This is a genomic window from Micromonospora sp. NPDC049102 (assembly GCF_043197485.1).
Lineage (GTDB): Bacteria > Actinomycetota > Actinomycetes > Mycobacteriales > Micromonosporaceae > Micromonospora.
In genome coordinates this window covers 28,725-42,523 of the sequence record NZ_JBICTE010000034.1, presented here as the reverse complement: position 1 = coordinate 42,523, position 13,799 = coordinate 28,725, and the positions used below count along the sequence as shown (strand labels likewise).

At 70.8% G+C, this 13,799-nt stretch carries 19 protein-coding genes and 1 pseudogene; 10 read left to right on the top strand and 10 right to left on the bottom strand.

From position 1 onward, the window contains the following. Positions 1–774 (top strand): peptidoglycan DD-metalloendopeptidase family protein, encoded by a 774-nt coding sequence (locus tag ACGFH9_RS25915; RefSeq protein WP_393224018.1) that lies wholly within the window; start codon positions 1–3, stop codon positions 772–774. A 48-nt stretch (positions 775–822) separates the two neighbouring features. Here ACGFH9_RS25915 and ACGFH9_RS25910 read toward each other — a convergent pair whose 3' ends face one another. The 5 genes from ACGFH9_RS25910 to ACGFH9_RS25890 all read right to left on the bottom strand — a co-directional run bounded on the left by ACGFH9_RS25910 (position 823) and on the right by ACGFH9_RS25890 (position 3,309). Then, positions 823–1,317: a TspO/MBR family protein gene (locus ACGFH9_RS25910; protein ID WP_393224015.1), complete on the bottom strand. Its 495-nt coding sequence runs from the start codon at positions 1,315–1,317 to the stop codon at positions 823–825. A 151-nt stretch (positions 1,318–1,468) separates the two neighbouring features. Then, on the bottom strand, positions 1,469–1,612 hold the full coding sequence (locus tag ACGFH9_RS25905) for a GPGG-motif small membrane protein (RefSeq protein WP_393224012.1): 144 nt from the start codon (positions 1,610–1,612) through the stop codon (positions 1,469–1,471). Continuing rightward, entirely contained in the window at positions 1,603–2,379 is a 777-nt protein-coding gene (locus ACGFH9_RS25900; protein WP_393224009.1) for a metallophosphoesterase, read from the bottom strand. Before ACGFH9_RS25900 ends, ACGFH9_RS25905 begins: the two co-directional genes overlap by 10 nt. 10 nt (positions 2,380–2,389) lie before the next feature. Continuing rightward, positions 2,390–2,665, bottom strand: coding sequence for a hypothetical protein (locus ACGFH9_RS25895; RefSeq protein ID WP_355241837.1), 276 nt, complete (start codon positions 2,663–2,665; stop codon positions 2,390–2,392). After that, positions 2,662–3,309: a nucleotidyltransferase gene (locus tag ACGFH9_RS25890; RefSeq protein WP_393224101.1), complete on the bottom strand. Its 648-nt coding sequence runs from the start codon at positions 3,307–3,309 to the stop codon at positions 2,662–2,664. Before ACGFH9_RS25890 ends, ACGFH9_RS25895 begins: the two co-directional genes overlap by 4 nt. A 118-nt stretch (positions 3,310–3,427) precedes the next feature. Between ACGFH9_RS25890 and ACGFH9_RS25885 the strand changes: the two genes are divergently transcribed. Further along, positions 3,428–4,168, top strand: a complete 741-nt coding sequence (locus ACGFH9_RS25885) for a dTMP kinase (RefSeq protein ID WP_393224098.1) — start codon at positions 3,428–3,430, stop codon at positions 4,166–4,168. Here ACGFH9_RS25885 and ACGFH9_RS25880 read toward each other — a convergent pair. Further along, a pseudogene (locus tag ACGFH9_RS25880) lies at positions 4,153–4,764 on the bottom strand (SDR family oxidoreductase); the annotation flags it as partial. The gene ACGFH9_RS25885 and the pseudogene ACGFH9_RS25880 overlap by 16 nt on opposite strands. A gap of 156 nt (positions 4,765–4,920) precedes the next feature. Between ACGFH9_RS25880 and ACGFH9_RS25875 the strand changes: the two are divergent. The 4 genes from ACGFH9_RS25875 to ACGFH9_RS25860 all read left to right on the top strand — a co-directional run bounded on the left by ACGFH9_RS25875 (position 4,921) and on the right by ACGFH9_RS25860 (position 9,269). Further along, positions 4,921–5,937 (top strand): NAD-dependent epimerase/dehydratase family protein, encoded by a 1,017-nt coding sequence (locus tag ACGFH9_RS25875; protein WP_393224006.1) that lies wholly within the window; start codon positions 4,921–4,923, stop codon positions 5,935–5,937. 75 nt (positions 5,938–6,012) lie between these two features. Further along, a complete protein-coding gene (locus ACGFH9_RS25870) occupies positions 6,013–6,927 on the top strand; it encodes a MurR/RpiR family transcriptional regulator (RefSeq protein ID WP_355241831.1) in 915 nt (304 codons plus the stop codon). Next, positions 6,924–7,880 (top strand): N-acetylmuramic acid 6-phosphate etherase, encoded by a 957-nt coding sequence (locus ACGFH9_RS25865; RefSeq protein ID WP_393224002.1) that lies wholly within the window; start codon positions 6,924–6,926, stop codon positions 7,878–7,880. Before ACGFH9_RS25870 ends, ACGFH9_RS25865 begins: the two co-directional genes overlap by 4 nt. A 399-nt stretch (positions 7,881–8,279) precedes the next feature. Next, positions 8,280–9,269, top strand: a complete 990-nt coding sequence (locus ACGFH9_RS25860; protein ID WP_355619885.1) for a sigma-70 family RNA polymerase sigma factor — start codon at positions 8,280–8,282, stop codon at positions 9,267–9,269. Positions 9,270–9,340: 71 nt separating this feature from the next. Here the strand turns inward: ACGFH9_RS25860 and ACGFH9_RS25855 are convergent, their stop codons facing one another. Next, positions 9,341–10,318 carry an NlpC/P60 family protein gene (locus tag ACGFH9_RS25855; RefSeq protein ID WP_393223998.1) on the bottom strand — a complete coding sequence of 326 codons (978 nt, stop codon included), beginning with the start codon at positions 10,316–10,318 and terminating at the stop codon, positions 9,341–9,343. A gap of 500 nt (positions 10,319–10,818) precedes the next feature. Between ACGFH9_RS25855 and ACGFH9_RS25850 the strand changes: the two genes are divergently transcribed. Next, a complete protein-coding gene (locus ACGFH9_RS25850) occupies positions 10,819–11,340 on the top strand; it encodes a DUF6232 family protein (RefSeq protein ID WP_393223994.1) in 522 nt (173 codons plus the stop codon). A gap of 23 nt (positions 11,341–11,363) precedes the next feature. Here the strand turns inward: ACGFH9_RS25850 and ACGFH9_RS25845 are convergent, their stop codons facing one another. After that, positions 11,364–11,690 (bottom strand): DUF3817 domain-containing protein, encoded by a 327-nt coding sequence (locus ACGFH9_RS25845; protein WP_393223991.1) that lies wholly within the window; start codon positions 11,688–11,690, stop codon positions 11,364–11,366. Between the two features lie 26 nt (positions 11,691–11,716). After that, the gene (locus ACGFH9_RS25840; protein WP_393223988.1) at positions 11,717–12,139 is read right to left on the bottom strand and encodes a hypothetical protein; all 423 of its coding nucleotides are present in this window, start codon (positions 12,137–12,139) and stop codon (positions 11,717–11,719) included. Positions 12,140–12,268: 129 nt separating this feature from the next. Between ACGFH9_RS25840 and ACGFH9_RS25835 the strand changes: the two genes are divergently transcribed. From ACGFH9_RS25835 to ACGFH9_RS25825, 3 genes are read left to right on the top strand one after another with little or no spacing between them, the layout of a single operon-like run. Beyond that, the gene (locus ACGFH9_RS25835; RefSeq protein WP_393223985.1) at positions 12,269–12,607 is read left to right on the top strand and encodes a DUF6158 family protein; all 339 of its coding nucleotides are present in this window, start codon (positions 12,269–12,271) and stop codon (positions 12,605–12,607) included. After that, positions 12,607–12,933 (top strand): hypothetical protein, encoded by a 327-nt coding sequence (locus tag ACGFH9_RS25830; protein WP_355241808.1) that lies wholly within the window; start codon positions 12,607–12,609, stop codon positions 12,931–12,933. Before ACGFH9_RS25835 ends, ACGFH9_RS25830 begins: the two co-directional genes overlap by 1 nt. A gap of 49 nt (positions 12,934–12,982) precedes the next feature. Beyond that, positions 12,983–13,519, top strand: a complete 537-nt coding sequence (locus ACGFH9_RS25825) for a DUF1360 domain-containing protein (RefSeq protein ID WP_355241805.1) — start codon at positions 12,983–12,985, stop codon at positions 13,517–13,519. Between the two features lie 62 nt (positions 13,520–13,581). Here the strand turns inward: ACGFH9_RS25825 and ACGFH9_RS25820 are convergent, their stop codons facing one another. After that, positions 13,582–13,776 carry a hypothetical protein gene (locus tag ACGFH9_RS25820; protein WP_393223980.1) on the bottom strand — a complete coding sequence of 65 codons (195 nt, stop codon included), beginning with the start codon at positions 13,774–13,776 and terminating at the stop codon, positions 13,582–13,584. Positions 13,777–13,799: the final 23 nt, after the last annotated feature.

Below are 13,799 nucleotides of genomic sequence, written 5' to 3'. Positions count from 1 at the left end.
ATGCGCAAGCGGTGGATGAGCCTGCTGGTGACGGGTCTGCTGGTCGGTGCAGCGCTGGTGCCGGCGACCCCGGCGCTGGCCGCGCCGACCTTCAAGGTGCCGTTCCCGTGCGGCCAGTCCTGGTCCGGGCAGACGCGGTCGGACCACAGTCCGGCGTACGCCGTCGACTTCAACCGCACCGACGACCTCGGCGACCCCGTGGTGGCCAGCGCCCCCGGCACTGTCGACCGGGTCACCGACCTCGGCGGCACCAGCTACGGCAAGTACGTCCGGATCGACCACGGTGGCGGCTACACGACCTACTACGCCCACCTCAACGGCTTCAACGTCTCGGTCGGGCAGACTGTCGGCTACGGCAAGGTGCTCGGCTGGGTGGGCAGCACCGGCGGATCCACCGGACCCCACCTGCATTACGAGCAGCGCCTCAACGGCAGTGACATCCAGGTCAGGTTCAACGGCACCCTCGCGCTGTACTGGGGCAGCAAGAGTTACACCAGCAACAACGCCTGCTCCTCGGGCACCGGCAACGCCACTGTCGACACCAGTGGCACGCCGCTGACCGTCCGCTCCGGCCCCGGCACGGGATACGCCTCGGTGGGCACCGTCGCCGACGGCACCCGGGTGACCATCGCCTGCCAGACCAGCGGCACCACGGTCACCGGCACCTACGGCACCAGCTCGATCTGGGACCGTGTCGGCAGCGGCCGCTACATCGCGGACGCGTACGTCTACACCGGCTACGACGGCTACATCCCGGGCATCCCCCGCTGCTGACCTCCTGTGGTCTCCGGCGGGGTGACCCGCCGGAGACCCGCCGGTCAGTCAGACGTTGAGCCTCCAGATCGACAGGTTCAGCGCGGCGGCGAAGGTGACCCACGCCCAGTACGGCAGCAGCAGCGCCGCCGCGACCCGGGACACCCGGGCGAAGAGCACCACGGTGAGGCCGATCGCCAGCCACATCACGACGATCTCGGCGAACGCCAGTCCGTACCGCCCCGCGCCGAAGAACAGTGGCGTCCAGATGGCGTTGAGCACGAGTTGGGCGGTCCACGCCCACAGGGCGGGGGAGAAGCCGACCCTGCGCCAGGCCAGCCAGCCGGCGACGGCGATCAGCGCGTAGAGAACCGTCCAGACCGGGCCGAAGAGCCACGACGGCGGTGCCCAGTCCGGCTGGCGCAGGCTCGCGTACTCGTCGGTGGTGCCCCGCACTCCGAGCCCGCCGATCGCGGCCGCGACGAAGACCGCCGCCGCGAAGCCGGCGAGCGCCCAGCGCGACCGCCGGCCGGAGGCGGGCCGTGCCTCGCGAGATATCTCCATGGTCGAGATATTTCCACCGAGCGTCAGGTCAAACACAAAAAAGGCGCCGGGGTCGCTGCGGCCGGTGCTTCTGTCGGGAGGACGAAGCTCCGGTCGCGGCGACCCCGACGGGTTCCGGTTTTCGTGAAGAGTGTGGTTGGAAGGACGAGCGTCAATTGAAGATGCTGACACCACCCGGGCCGACCAACAGCCCGACAACGATGAGGACGATGCCCCACAGGATCTGCCGGCGGAACAGCGCGAGGATGCCGAAGACCACGAGTACGACTGCGAGAATCCAGAGAATCAGCTCCATGACCTCTGAATACCCGACCCTCCGATAGGGGAAACCTGGTCCGTGTCGAGTTGGTCCCCGACATGAAAGACGCTGTACGCCTGCTTGATCACCGGGTGCGCCACGTTGCGGACGCGTACCCCTCCCGGGGTCGTGCCGCGCTCGGTGCCGGCGTGCGCGTGCCCGTGCAGGGCGAGGGCGGTGGGGGCCGAGTCGATCGCCTGTCCCAACTGGTACGAGCCCAGGAACGGGTAGATCTCCAACGGCTCACCGAGCAACGTGTCCGGGACCGGGGCGTAGTGCGTGAGCGCGACCAGCATGTCGCAGTCCAGCGAGCGCAGGGCCGTGCCGAGGCGGTCCGCGCTCTCGTTGGTGGTCCGGACGAACGCCTTCATCTCCGGCTCGCCGAAGTCGCTCGCGCATCGGCCGGCGAACCCCCCGCCGAAGCCCTTGACCCCGGCGATGCCGAGCCGCCCGCCCGCGCAGTCCAGGACGACGCCGTTGCCCTCCAACACGGTGATGCCCGCGTCTTCGAGCACCTTCACCACCTGTGGCACCTGGTCACACTGGTGGTCGTGGTTGCCCAGCACGGTGACCACCGGTACGGCCAACCCACCGAACTCCTGTGCCACGCAGCGCGCCTCGGCCTCGGTGCCGTGCCGGGTCAGGTCGCCGGCCAGCAGCAGCACGTCGGCGCACTCCGGCAGCTCCTCCAGGGCCGGGCGGAACCGGCCGACCACGTCCTCGTCCAGATGCACGTCGCCCACTGCGGCGATCCGGATCACCATGAAACCTCCCTCAGGGCAGTTGCTCGATCTCCGTGGGCGCCTGGACGCGGATCACCCCGATGTCGCTGGTGATCGGCACGTCCGGGAAACGCTCGGACACGAGACGCAGGATCTCCTCCCGCCGGTGCGGGCTCTCCACCTCGCCGTAGAGCACGAGGGCGTCCTCCCGCCGGATCACTGTGATCCCCTGCTCGGCGACGGCCGGATCCTCGGTGAGCAGCCGTTGGATCTCCGCTTCGACGTACTCGTCGGGTGGCGCCGCGCCACCGGCCTGATCGTTCGTCACGGTGTCTCCTCTCCTGCCGGGGTGCCGGGCTCCGGCACCACCTCCAGCCGGTCCAGCAGCACCAGGAACGCCTCGGCGTACGGCGAGTGCTGCGTCTCCTTGCGTACCCGTTCCCAGTCGATCTGCTCCCGCAGCGACCGGGCCAGCGGGAGACCGCGGGCGAAGTCGCAGTAGTGCTGGGAGAAGCTGAGCAGTTTGTGCACCATGAGCTGGGTGGCGGACAGGACCGGCATGCGGATGGCGTCCACCGGCCGTACGACGGTGTCGGCGAACGTCTCCTCGGTCACCGGCGTCTCGATCGGCCGGTGGATCAGGTCCACCATCCGATCTTCGTCGAAGACCTTGACCAGCCAGTCCTCCGGCGGCCGTTCGGCGCGGAAGCCGGCGGCCACCAGCGCCTCCAGTGACCGTTCGACGTCGGCCTCGCGAATCAGGAAGTCGACGTCGTGGTCGCTGGAGTGGCCGCCGTGCGCGTAGACGGCGAAGCTGCCGCCGAGGGCGAACGGGATCTCGGACTGCTTGAGCACGGCGGCGACCTTCTTCAGGGTGTGCACCAGACTCTCGTCTCCGCGCTCAGCCATCTGGATCTCCCGTCGGTCGTGTGGGCGGACAGGCGGTTGGATTCGAACCCCCGTACCCGGCATTCCGGTCGCCCACACCTGCTCTGGTCGCGGTCGGGTGCCAACCGGAACAAACGGTATTAACCACGCAGGCCGCAAGCGTGGGTCGGATATCCTGTCGAGGGTGGCCAGACCATCGGGGATGCGACGCGGCAAGACCCGGTTGCGCACCGTCGCACTGATCGGCATCGACGGCTCGGGTAAGACCACCCAGGCACACCGACTGGCCGACGCGCTGACCGCCGCCGGCCGTCCCGCCACGTACCGCCGCAACGCCAGTGGGCGTCGCTGGCTCGGCCGGCTCGCCCACCGTCTCGGCCTCCCGGACGCGCAGCGACTCGTCGGGCGTGACGGTGTCCTGGCGGTGGAGTCCGTGCTGCGCTGGCTGGCCATCGCCGTGGCCCTGCTGAGCTGCCTGCTCACCGGTCGGACGGCCGTCATGGACCGCTATTCGGCCTGCCAGTACGCCAGCATCCGCGCTCACGGCGGGCACCGCTGGGAGCGCCTGGCTCGGGCCGGCTACCGACTGTTCCCGACGCCGCAGGTCACCTTCCTGCTCGCCGTCGACCCGGCTGAGGCGTACCGGCGCATCGAGGAGCGCGGCACCGACCACGAGTCGATGGGCTGGCTGACCGCTGCGGACACCGCCTACCGGACCCTGCCCGAGTACCCGAGCTTCGTCCTGGTCGACGCGGGTCGTTCGGCCGAGGAGGTGACCGAGCAGATCCAGGCGCACCTGTCCTCCTGGTTGCCGTCGGACGCTGGACCCGACCGGGCGCGGCCCTCGACCGTGGCACCGTCGGCGCACCCGCCGCCGGCCAGTGCGGCCCGGGACAGGGATGGGCGTGGCGGCGGACCGTTGCTGGTTCAGGCGCGTCCGTAGACCGGGACGGTGGCCCCGGTGGTCGGCGCGGAGTCGGTGGAGGCGAGAAAGCGGATCACCGGCGCGATCTCGGCTGGGGTGACCCAGCGGGAGTGGTCGGCGTCGGGTTGCGCGGCCCGGTTCGCCGGCGTGTCGATGACGCTGGGCAGCACCGAGTTGCAGCGGACGTTGCGGGAGCGGTATTCGACCGCGACGGCGTTGGCGAAGGCCAGCACCGCCGCCTTGGCCGTGACGTAGCCGGCCGCTCCGGGGAACGGGGTCACCGCCGCGCGGGCGGAGACGCAGACCACCGCGTCGCCCCCGGCCGCGACCAGGTGCGGCAGGGCGGCCTGCGTGACCAGGTACGTCGGGCGTAGGTTGACGGCGAGTATCCGCTCGAACTCCTCGACCGGCGTCTCGTGCACGAGGCCGCCGCTCGCGTACCCCCCGACCAGGTTGACCACCGCCCGTAGCGGCGCGGCCGGGTCGGCCACGGCAGCCTCGACGACACGGGCCACGTCGGCCGGGTCGGTCAGGTCCGCGGCGAGCCGGACCAAGCCGTCCGCCGCCGGCTCCGACGCGGCAGAACCACCCCGCAGCGGTACGACCACCCGCCACCGCCACCCTCCACCTCGTCGATCATGAAGTTGTTGCCTGTCAGGCCGGCGTGTCGTGGCAACAACTTCATGATCGACCGGTCGTCGGGCGGGGGCGGTTTCTGCCGAGAGCAGAGGGGTTCGTCTTTTTGGATGGCTTTGGCGCAGGATCTGGGGATGGCGCGAATCTTGGTTCTTGGAGGCACTCGTTTTCTCGGTCGGGCTGTCGCTCGGCTCGCCGTCGCGCGGGGGCATGACGTGACCTGCGCGGCCCGGGGCGTGTCCGGCGCGGTGCCGGAGGGGGTGCGGTTCGTGCCGGTCGACCGCGACGACCCTGGGGCGCTGACGCCGCTCGCCGGCCAGGGTTTCGACGCGGTGGTGGACGTGACCCGCGTGATCGGCCACGCCCGGCACGCGCTCGCCGCGCTGGCCGATCACGTCGGTCACTGGTCGTTCGTGTCGACGATGTCGGTGTACGCGGACAACACGACCCCGGGTCTCTCCGCGGCGAACGCGCCGGTGTTGCCGCCTCCGCCGTCGGACGTGGACGGACCGGGCCCGGATTTCCGCTGGTACGGCGAGTGCAAGGTCGTCATCGAGCGGCTGGTACGCGAGCGGGTGGGTGAGGACAGGTCGTTCATCTGCCGGGCCGGGCTGATCGTCGGCGCGGAGGATTCGAGCAACCGCTTCCCGTACTGGGTGCGACGGCTGGCTCGTGGGGGCGAGGTCCTCGCGCCGGGGCGGCCGACCGACCGGGTGCAGTTCGTGGACGTCGAGGATCTGGCCGGCTGGCTGCTGCACGCCGCAGGCACCCGGCTCGGCGGCACGTACGACGGCATCGGGCCGACGATGTCCCGGGCGGAGATGCTGGCCGGGGTGGCCGCCGGTCTGGGTGTCGCCGATCCCCGTCTCACCTGGATCGACCAGGACTTCCTGCGTGCACACGACGTACGCGAGTGGTGGGGGGAGCGGGCGCTGCCGCTCTGGGTGCGGCTGCCGGAGTTCGCCGGCCTGATGGACCGGGACGTCACCGCGTCCCTGGCCGCCGGGTTGGTCGTCCGTCCGCTTGCCGACACCGTTCGGGCGACGGCCTCGTGGATGAGCGCTCACCCGGGCGACGTACCGCAGGGTGGACTCGACCCGGCGGATGAGGCGGCGATCCTGGGTACGTGGGAGGCTGAGCGGAACGCGTGAGCCGGACGGTCGACACGCGTCCCACCACAGACGGTGATGGTTGACGGTCACGCTTGGTGAAAGTAAGTTTCACCCGTGGCGAAGAGTCCGAAGATTTCTGCGAGTCACGAGCCTGGTGGGCTGATCGTCCACATCAGCGGGCTTCTGCCGTCGCTGTCGCCCGCCGAGCAGCGGGTCGCCCGGCTGGTCGTGTCCGACCCGGCCGCCGCCTCCCGCAGGACCATCACAGACCTCGCCACCGCAGCGGAGACATCCGAGGCGACGGTCATCCGGTTCTGCCGGTCGGTCGGGATGGACGGCTACCCGCAGCTGCGCATCCGGCTCGCCGCCGAGGCTGCCCGCCGCATCGAGCCCCCGGACGCCCGGGTCGTCGGCGGTGACATCCCGCCCGGCGCCGACCTCGCCCAGATCATCGCCACCATCGCGTTCAACGACGCGCGGGCCGTCGAGGAGACCGCCGAACAGCTCGACCCGGCCGTCTGCGAGCAGGTCGTCGAGGCGATCGCCGGTGCCGGCCGGATCGACATCTACGGTGCCGGGGCCAGTGGTTTCGTCGCCTCCGACTTCCAGCAGAAGCTGCACCGCATCGGCCGGATCGCCTTCTACTTCCCGGACGTGCACACCGCGCTGACCTCGGCGGCCCTGCTCGGTCGCGGCGACGTCGCGATCGGCATCTCACACACCGGCACCACCTCCGACGTGATCGAGGTCCTGGAGCAGGCTCGGACGCGCGGTGCGTCCACCGTGGCGTTGACCAACTTCCCACGCTCGCCGATCACCGAGGTCGCCGACTTCGTGCTGACGACCGCGGCCCGCGAGACGACCTACCGTTCGGGTGCCACGGCCAGCCGGCTGGCGCAGCTGACCGTCGTCGACTGCCTGTTCGTCGGGGTGGCCGCCCGTAACCGGTCCCGCGCCCGCAAGGCCCTCGAGGCGACCGCCGAGGCGGTCCAGTCGCACCGGGTGGGCGCGAGCCGGAGGCGGGCATGACGCCCGGTTCGGTGGAGCCGGACAAGGACATGTCAGCACCGCCCGCCCGGCCGGCGGTCCGGGTGGGCGCGCCGACCGAACGGCGCAACCCGCTCAGCGTCGACCTCGACCTGATGTCGACCCGGGACGTCCTCACCGTGATCAACGAGGCCGACCGACGGGTGCCGGCGGCGGTCGCCACGGTGCTCGACGAGATCGCCGCCACGGTCGACCTGGCCGTCGCGGCCCTGCGTGGCGGCAACCGGGTGCACTACTTCGGTGCCGGCACCTCCGGCCGGCTGGGCGTGCTCGACGCGGCCGAACTGGCCCCCACGTTCAACTCGCCCCGGGACTGGTTCTGCGCCCACCTCGCTGGCGGCCCGGACGCCATGGTGCGCGCCCTGGAGGACGCCGAGGACGACGACCAGGGCGGCGCCCTCGAAGCGGCCGGATGTGTGCGCGCCGGTGATCTCGTGGTCGGTCTGGCAGCCAGCGGGCGCACCCCGTACGTCCTCGGGGCGCTCGCCGCGTCCCGCGCCACGGGTGCCTCGACCGTGCTGCTCTGCGCCAATCCGGAGGCGGAGGCTGCCCGGTCGGTCGATGTGTTCATCGGGGTGGACACCGGACCCGAGGTGGTCACCGGGTCGACCCGGATGAAGGCGGGCACAGCGCAGAAGTTGGTGCTGAACGCGTTCTCGACCGCCGTCATGGTGCGCCTGGGTCGGGTCTACTCGAACCTCATGATCGATATGGTTGCCACCAACGCCAAGCTTCGGGGCCGAATGATCTCGATCCTGGTCGAGGCCACAGGCTGCTCCGAGGAAATCTCCCGGCAGGCCCTCGGCGAGGCCGGGGGTGACCTGAAGACGGCACTCGTCACCCTGGTGTCCGGTGCCGAGGTGCCCGCCGCACGAGCCGCCCTCGCCCGCTCCGCGGACCAGGTACGCGGAGCCCTCGCGCTGCTCGCCTCCTGAGCCCGCCCACCCAGGAAGCGAATGAGGCTCCGGATTGTTCATCGGGGCGGAGGGTAATAACACCCCGTGGATGAACCGACCGGTCCGCCGCTGCGTATCTGGCAGTGACCAGGATCGCAGCAGGGTGGTGACCCGGGTCGCTGTGTCAGCACGGCGGGCGGTGTTGCCTATGGTGCGGGCGATGGTGATCCGTCGATCCACCAGCCCGTTCGAGGTGCCCAGCGACGTGCCACCTGACGGGTGCTGACAGCAAACATGGACCGTGCTCTCAGCAATTACTCAGGCATTCGTGACACTTTCGACTCACGGCATGGAATCCCTGACACGTCTCATCTGTTGTGTAGGTGTCAGCACCGGTGGGCACAGCAGAAGTTACCAGGGGCTGACCGGACGTGGGGAATGGCAAGGAACCGGGCAACCGGCGCGAGCGAGGGGACCGTGGGCAACGTGGACAAGAACATCGGCATGCGGACCGACGAGGTTGCCGAGGAGCGCGACCTGGTCGGCGTCTACCTGCACGAGATCTCCCGGACGCCACTGCTGGACGCCGCCAAGGAAGTCGATCTCTCCAAGGCGATCGAGGCCGGCCTCTACGCCGAGCACCTGCTCGGTGAGGATGCCGTTCCCGACGGTGTCGACCGGGATGACCTGGATCGGTTGGTCGTCGAGGGTGAGCGCGCGAAGGACCTCTTCATCCGCGCCAACCTGCGACTGGTCGTGTCGATCGCGCGCCGATACGTGCGCTCGGGGATGCCCATGCTGGACCTGATCCAGGAGGGCAACACCGGCCTCGTCCGGGCGGTCGAGAAGTTCGACTACGAGCGTGGTTACAAGTTCTCCACCTACGCCACCTGGTGGATCCGCCAGGCCATCAGCCGGGCGATCGCCCAGCAGGAGCGCACCGTGCGTCTGCCGGTGCACCTGGTGGAGGACGTCAACCGGATGCGCAACGTGATCCGGCAGCTCACCCGTGAGCTGGGCAGCGACCCGGAGCCGGAGCAGATCGCGGCGTCGCTCGGCGTTACCGTCGAGCGGGTCAACGAGCTGCGTCGCTGGTCGCAGGACACCGTGTCGCTGGACACCCCGGTCGGCGACGACGGCGACACCAACCTCGGTGACCTGGTCGCCGACAGCGACGCGCCGTCGCCGGAGGACATCGTCCTCAGCGGCCTGGAGCGGCAGCGCATCGAGGGACTGCTCAACCACCTCGACGACCGTTCGGCGGGCATCATGCGGGCCCGCTACGGGCTGGAGGACGGCCGCGAGCACTCGCTGACCGAGGTCGCGTCGCGCTTCTCGCTGTCCCGCGAGCGGATCCGGCAGTTGGAGATCCAGGCCCTCGGCCGTCTCCGCGAGCTGGCTCGCGCGGAGGGGCTGCAGGCAGCCTGACCTGGTAGTAATGACGGCGAACGGCCGGCGTCCGATAGGGGGACGCCGGCCGTTCGCCGTCTCCGGGTCCGCTAGCGGACCCGGCCGTAACCGTGGATCGACATCAGGTTCATGCCACGCTTGAGCACGTTGCGACCCGCGCTCGGCGCGTCGATGACCTGCCCGTCGCCCACGTACAGGGCGACGTGCCCGAGACCGCTGTAGAAGATGAGGTCTCCGGACCGCAGGTCGCCTCGGCCGATGTGCGCGACCGCGCCCCACTGCATCCGTGCGCTGTGCGGCAGCGACCTTCCGGCCGCACGCCAGGCCGCGAGGGTGAGGCCGGAGCAGTCGTAGCCGTTGGGCCCTTCACCCGCCCAGACGTACGGCTTGCCGATCGCCCCGAAGGCGTAGCGCACGGCCGCGCCGGCATCACCGGCGACGGCCGGTACGTTTCGGGCCTCGGACTTCGCCGTCGTGGGCGCCGGACGCTCGGTGGCCGCCCCGTACGCCTGCCGGCGCAGCTCGTACAGCTCGGCCAGGTCCTTCTCGATGCGCTTCTTGCCGGCTGCCAGCTCGCGGGCCTGTGCGGCCTGCCGGGCGAGCGTGGCGTCCAGCCGCGTCTTCTCGTCGAGGAGTCGCCGCTGGTTGTCGGTGAAGCCGGAGATGCGCTCCTGGCGCTGTCGGGTCAGCTGGTCGAGGGTGCCGAGCCGATCCAGCAGGGCCGCGGCGCCGCCGGGCCGTAGCAACGCGTCGGCGGTACGCAGACCCCCGCTCTTGTACGCGCTGTTGGCGAGTGCGGTGACGTCCGCCCGGCTCTGCTCGGCCTGCTCTTCGAGGGGGCCGATGCGGGCCTGTAATCGGGCCACCGCGGTTTTGTTGACCTTGATGTCCTCCGTGAGCTTGTTGTACGACTCCACGACCCGCTCCAGCTCGGCCGAGGACGTCTCGATCCGGCGGGTCAGGTCGGCGGGGGACGGCTCGGCGTGCGCCGCCGCCGTCGGGGCGATCAGGGCGGCCGACAGGCCGACCAGCGCCACGGTACGCAGCAGGGTTCTCAGGGATGACAAGAGCGAGAGGCTCCTCTCCCACGGCCGCCGACGGGGCTGCTGACGCCCTCGGCGACACCGGCCGGGGTCGTCCGGGTGGACGGCACTGGACCGGACCGGCCTGCTCAACCTAACCCGGGACGGTTGTGCTGCGCAGTTGAAGTAGGGGCGAATGTTGACCAAGTGGCAGGTAGGGCCGCTGCGGGAGGACAGCGTCAACGGGGCTGCCGACACGGGAGCGAAGGGCAAAGCGGTCCGTTTTGCAGCTACTGACTGATATACGACTTTCGTCGTTCCCGGCGTATGCCGCCGGTTAACCGTCCGCCATAACCGATAAAACCTGAAATGGATCCTGTTTCCGAGCGATGTCGCCCGGACGGGTGGGTTTACCGCTCACGTAAATCCCCAGGTGGAGTGGCGGTGCCCCAACACAATGGAGCCCGGAGCCGGGAATCCCGTCGTCGGACAGTCACACCCGTAGCCACGGACCCGGCCCGGCAGACCGCCCAGCGGGAGGAACCGTGAATCGTGAAGGCGCAACGACGCGACCGCAGCGAACGGTGCCCGGCGCCAGGTCCACGCTGCTCTACGCGCGACCCGGCATCATCGTCACCGTCGACAGGTTCACCGTCGGCCGCACCAGCTACCGCATCCTCGACCTGACCCACCTGCGTACCACCCGGGGCCCGCACGACCGGATCGCCGTCCGGGCCGTCGTGACCACCGGCTCCATGATCGGCATGGTCGGCCTGCTCCTCGGGTTCAGCGGTGGCCTGCAACGGCTGACCGCCGAGGCGTACCTCATCCTCGGAGCGGTCCTCCTGCTGCCGGCCGCGCTCGCCCTGGTCGGAGACCGCTGGCGGCCCCCCCCGTACGAGCTGTGGGGTTGGCACCGCGGCGCGGAGGCGCTGCTGTTCAGCGCCGACGACGAGCAGCAGTTCGGCCAGGTCACCCGGGCGCTGCTGCGCGCCCGGGAGGTCAACCGGTACGGCGACTGGGTCGACCCGATCGCGTCGGCCGACCCGTGGCGGCCCGACCGCTGACCGCCCGCCCCGGGCGTCGCCGTTCAGCCGGCGACCGGCTCCGGGGTACGGGCGGTGGGACGGTCGAGCCAGGCGGTGACCCAGCGCTCGACGTAGAACGAGACGAACGGCACGGTGCCGGCGAGCATCACCAGGAGCATCCGCTTCAGCGGCCAGTCGGCCCGGCGGCTCAGGTCGAACGCGGCGACCAGGTAGATCATGTAGAGGAAGCCGTGCGCCGGGCCGACCGTCTCCACGACGACCGGGTTGTCGAACGCGTACTTCAGCGGCATGCCGATCACGACCAGCACGATCAGCACCACGCCCACGATCCAGGCGATCACGCGGTACCGGGTAAGGGCTGCGCCCACCTTCGTCCGTCCTTCCGAAGCCCGGCTCAGCCGGGGTAGTCACCGGGCCGGGCGCCCGGATTGGCGTTCAACCATGACAGGTAGTCGTTGTACGCGGCCAGGGTCGCGTCATCACCGGGCGACGCGTCGACCGGCACCCTCGTCACCCGCACCGGTCGGCGTACCGCCGGTCGGGAACCGGCGGTCGCGGCCGGCGGCGGCTCGACGGCCTGCTCCGCAGGTGGCTCGGTGCCTCCCTGCGCGGCCCGGCGGGCCAGGCGCACCTCGCGCCACCAGACGTAGACCACGAAGCCGGCGAAGATCGGCCACTCGACGGCGTACCCCCAGCTGAGGTTGTTGCCGGCCGTGGCCCGGCTGATCTGCCACCAGCCCAGCCCGAGGAAGCTCCCGACCAGCACGACCATGGCCACGTGACGTGCGATCCACGCCGGGGTCCAGAGCCACCTCATGGCGTCGAGGGTACCGGGAACGGCGGCGCTCTCCGACGCGGCGTCGTAGCTGCCGCGGGTGGGATGGTTTGGCGTCACCCGGTGTGGGCATCCGTCTAGACGCCAGCCCAAACGAGACCAGGGGGGGCGATGATGACCGGATCGGTACGCGAGGACGGCTTTGCGTCCAGCGGCGGCACGGAGATGAGCCCGGAGCAGCGGGTGCCCGAGTGGGGCGGCGACCACCTCGCCGACCCCGGCGGCGTCGACCTCGACGGCGACACGGTCGGCGTGGACCCGACGGAACTGACCGACGACGACCTGATCCGCGAGATGCACAGCCTGCACCGGACCCGGCTGGACACCCTCAGGCACGCGGCGGACTCCGCGCTCGCCAACCACCTGCGGCGCACCGCGGAACTGGAGACCGAGTACCTGGCCCGCAATCCCGGCCGGGAGGTCGACCCGAGCCGCCTGCGGGACGCCTGATGGCGGCGCGAGCCGTACGCGGCATGTCCGCGCCGCCCGAGGTGGTCTTCAACACGGCCACCGACCCGGCCCGCGCCTCGGCCTGGTTGCCGGCGCCGCTGCGGAGCGACGGGAGCCCTCCCGCCGAGGTCAGCGGCGAGGAGTTGCGGGCCCGGTGGGGCGAGGCCGGCTGGGCCGCCGAGATCCGGGTGGATCCGGCCGACTCCGGCGGCGCGCGGATCCAGCTCGACCTGACCGACGGCTCGGGCGCCGACCCGGACCAGTTGGCCGACGAGGCGCTGACCAACCTCGCCCGTGAGGTCGCCGACAACCTCCAGGCCGGCTGAGACACGGCCACTCGGAACGTTCACACCACGACGGCATGGAAGGAGACCGGTGACCGAGACTGGCCTGCGACAGAAGGTGGCGCGGCTACGCCGGGCGTACGCGCCGCACGAGCACCGACCGCTCGGTGGCTACCTGGCGGCGATGGGCACCTACGCGGGCGTGACCGCTGCGCTCGCCGGTCTGGTCAAGGTGACCGGCCGACCGGTGCCCGAGCGTCCCGCCACGGCCGACGTGGTGCTGCTGTCCATCGCCACCCACAAGCTCAGTCGGCTCCTGACCAAGGATGCCGTGACCAGCCCGCTGCGAGCCCCGTTCACCCGCTACGACCGGCCGATCGGCAGCGGCGAGGTGATGGAGCAGGTCCGCGACTCGGGCAGCTCCACGCGGCACGCCATCGGCGAGCTGCTGAGCTGCCCGTTCTGCCTGGCGGTCTGGGTGGCCACGGGGCTCACCGGAGGTCTGGTGCTCGCCCCCCGGCTCACGCGCCTGGTGGCCACGGCGCTCACCGCCGTGGCCGCGTCCGACTTCCTCCAGATGGCGTACGCCTCGGCGCAGCAGGCCGCCGAGGGCGGGCACGACGACTGAGCCGACGACGAGGACGGACAGCGGGGGCCGACGAACCGCCGGCCCCCGCTGTCGTGCACGTGTCAACGCTGCATACCGGACCAGCCGTGCGGCGACTCCGGCTCGCGTTCGTCCTCGTCCGCGCCGGTGATGATGTCGCGGTCAACCGCCGTGCGGTCGTGCTCGTTGGCGAAGTCCGGCTCGGGCGTGGTGTCCCTGCCCTCCGGCGGCTGGCCCAGCGCCGAGACCTTCTCGTCGTGGTCCTCGTGGTGCGTCATGGTGTGTCGTCCCTTCGGGTCGC

Bases quoted from the DNA above. Each gene is read 5' to 3' on its own strand.
- ACGFH9_RS25820 (WP_393223980.1), bottom strand. From the start codon at position 13,776: ATGACGCACCACGAGGACCACGACGAGAAGGTCTCGGCGCTGGGCCAG.
- ACGFH9_RS25835 (WP_393223985.1), top strand. From the start codon at position 12,269: ATGATGACCGGATCGGTACGCGAGGACGGCTTTGCGTCCAGCGGCGGC.
- ACGFH9_RS25910 (WP_393224015.1), bottom strand. From the start codon at position 1,317: ATGGAGATATCTCGCGAGGCACGGCCCGCCTCCGGCCGGCGGTCGCGC.
- ACGFH9_RS25905 (WP_393224012.1), bottom strand. From the start codon at position 1,612: ATGGAGCTGATTCTCTGGATTCTCGCAGTCGTACTCGTGGTCTTCGGC.
- ACGFH9_RS25830 (WP_355241808.1), top strand. From the start codon at position 12,607: ATGGCGGCGCGAGCCGTACGCGGCATGTCCGCGCCGCCCGAGGTGGTC.
- ACGFH9_RS25890 (WP_393224101.1), bottom strand. From the start codon at position 3,309: ATGCCGGGTACGGGGGTTCGAATCCAACCGCCTGTCCGCCCACACGAC.
- ACGFH9_RS25860 (WP_355619885.1), top strand. From the start codon at position 8,280: ATGGCAAGGAACCGGGCAACCGGCGCGAGCGAGGGGACCGTGGGCAAC.
- ACGFH9_RS25840 (WP_393223988.1), bottom strand. From the start codon at position 12,139: ATGAGGTGGCTCTGGACCCCGGCGTGGATCGCACGTCACGTGGCCATG.
- ACGFH9_RS25915 (WP_393224018.1), top strand. From the start codon at position 1: ATGCGCAAGCGGTGGATGAGCCTGCTGGTGACGGGTCTGCTGGTCGGT.
- ACGFH9_RS25865 (WP_393224002.1), top strand. From the start codon at position 6,924: ATGACGCCCGGTTCGGTGGAGCCGGACAAGGACATGTCAGCACCGCCC.
- ACGFH9_RS25885 (WP_393224098.1), top strand. From the start codon at position 3,428: ATGCGACGCGGCAAGACCCGGTTGCGCACCGTCGCACTGATCGGCATC.
- ACGFH9_RS25900 (WP_393224009.1), bottom strand. From the start codon at position 2,379: ATGGTGATCCGGATCGCCGCAGTGGGCGACGTGCATCTGGACGAGGAC.
- ACGFH9_RS25875 (WP_393224006.1), top strand. From the start codon at position 4,921: ATGGCGCGAATCTTGGTTCTTGGAGGCACTCGTTTTCTCGGTCGGGCT.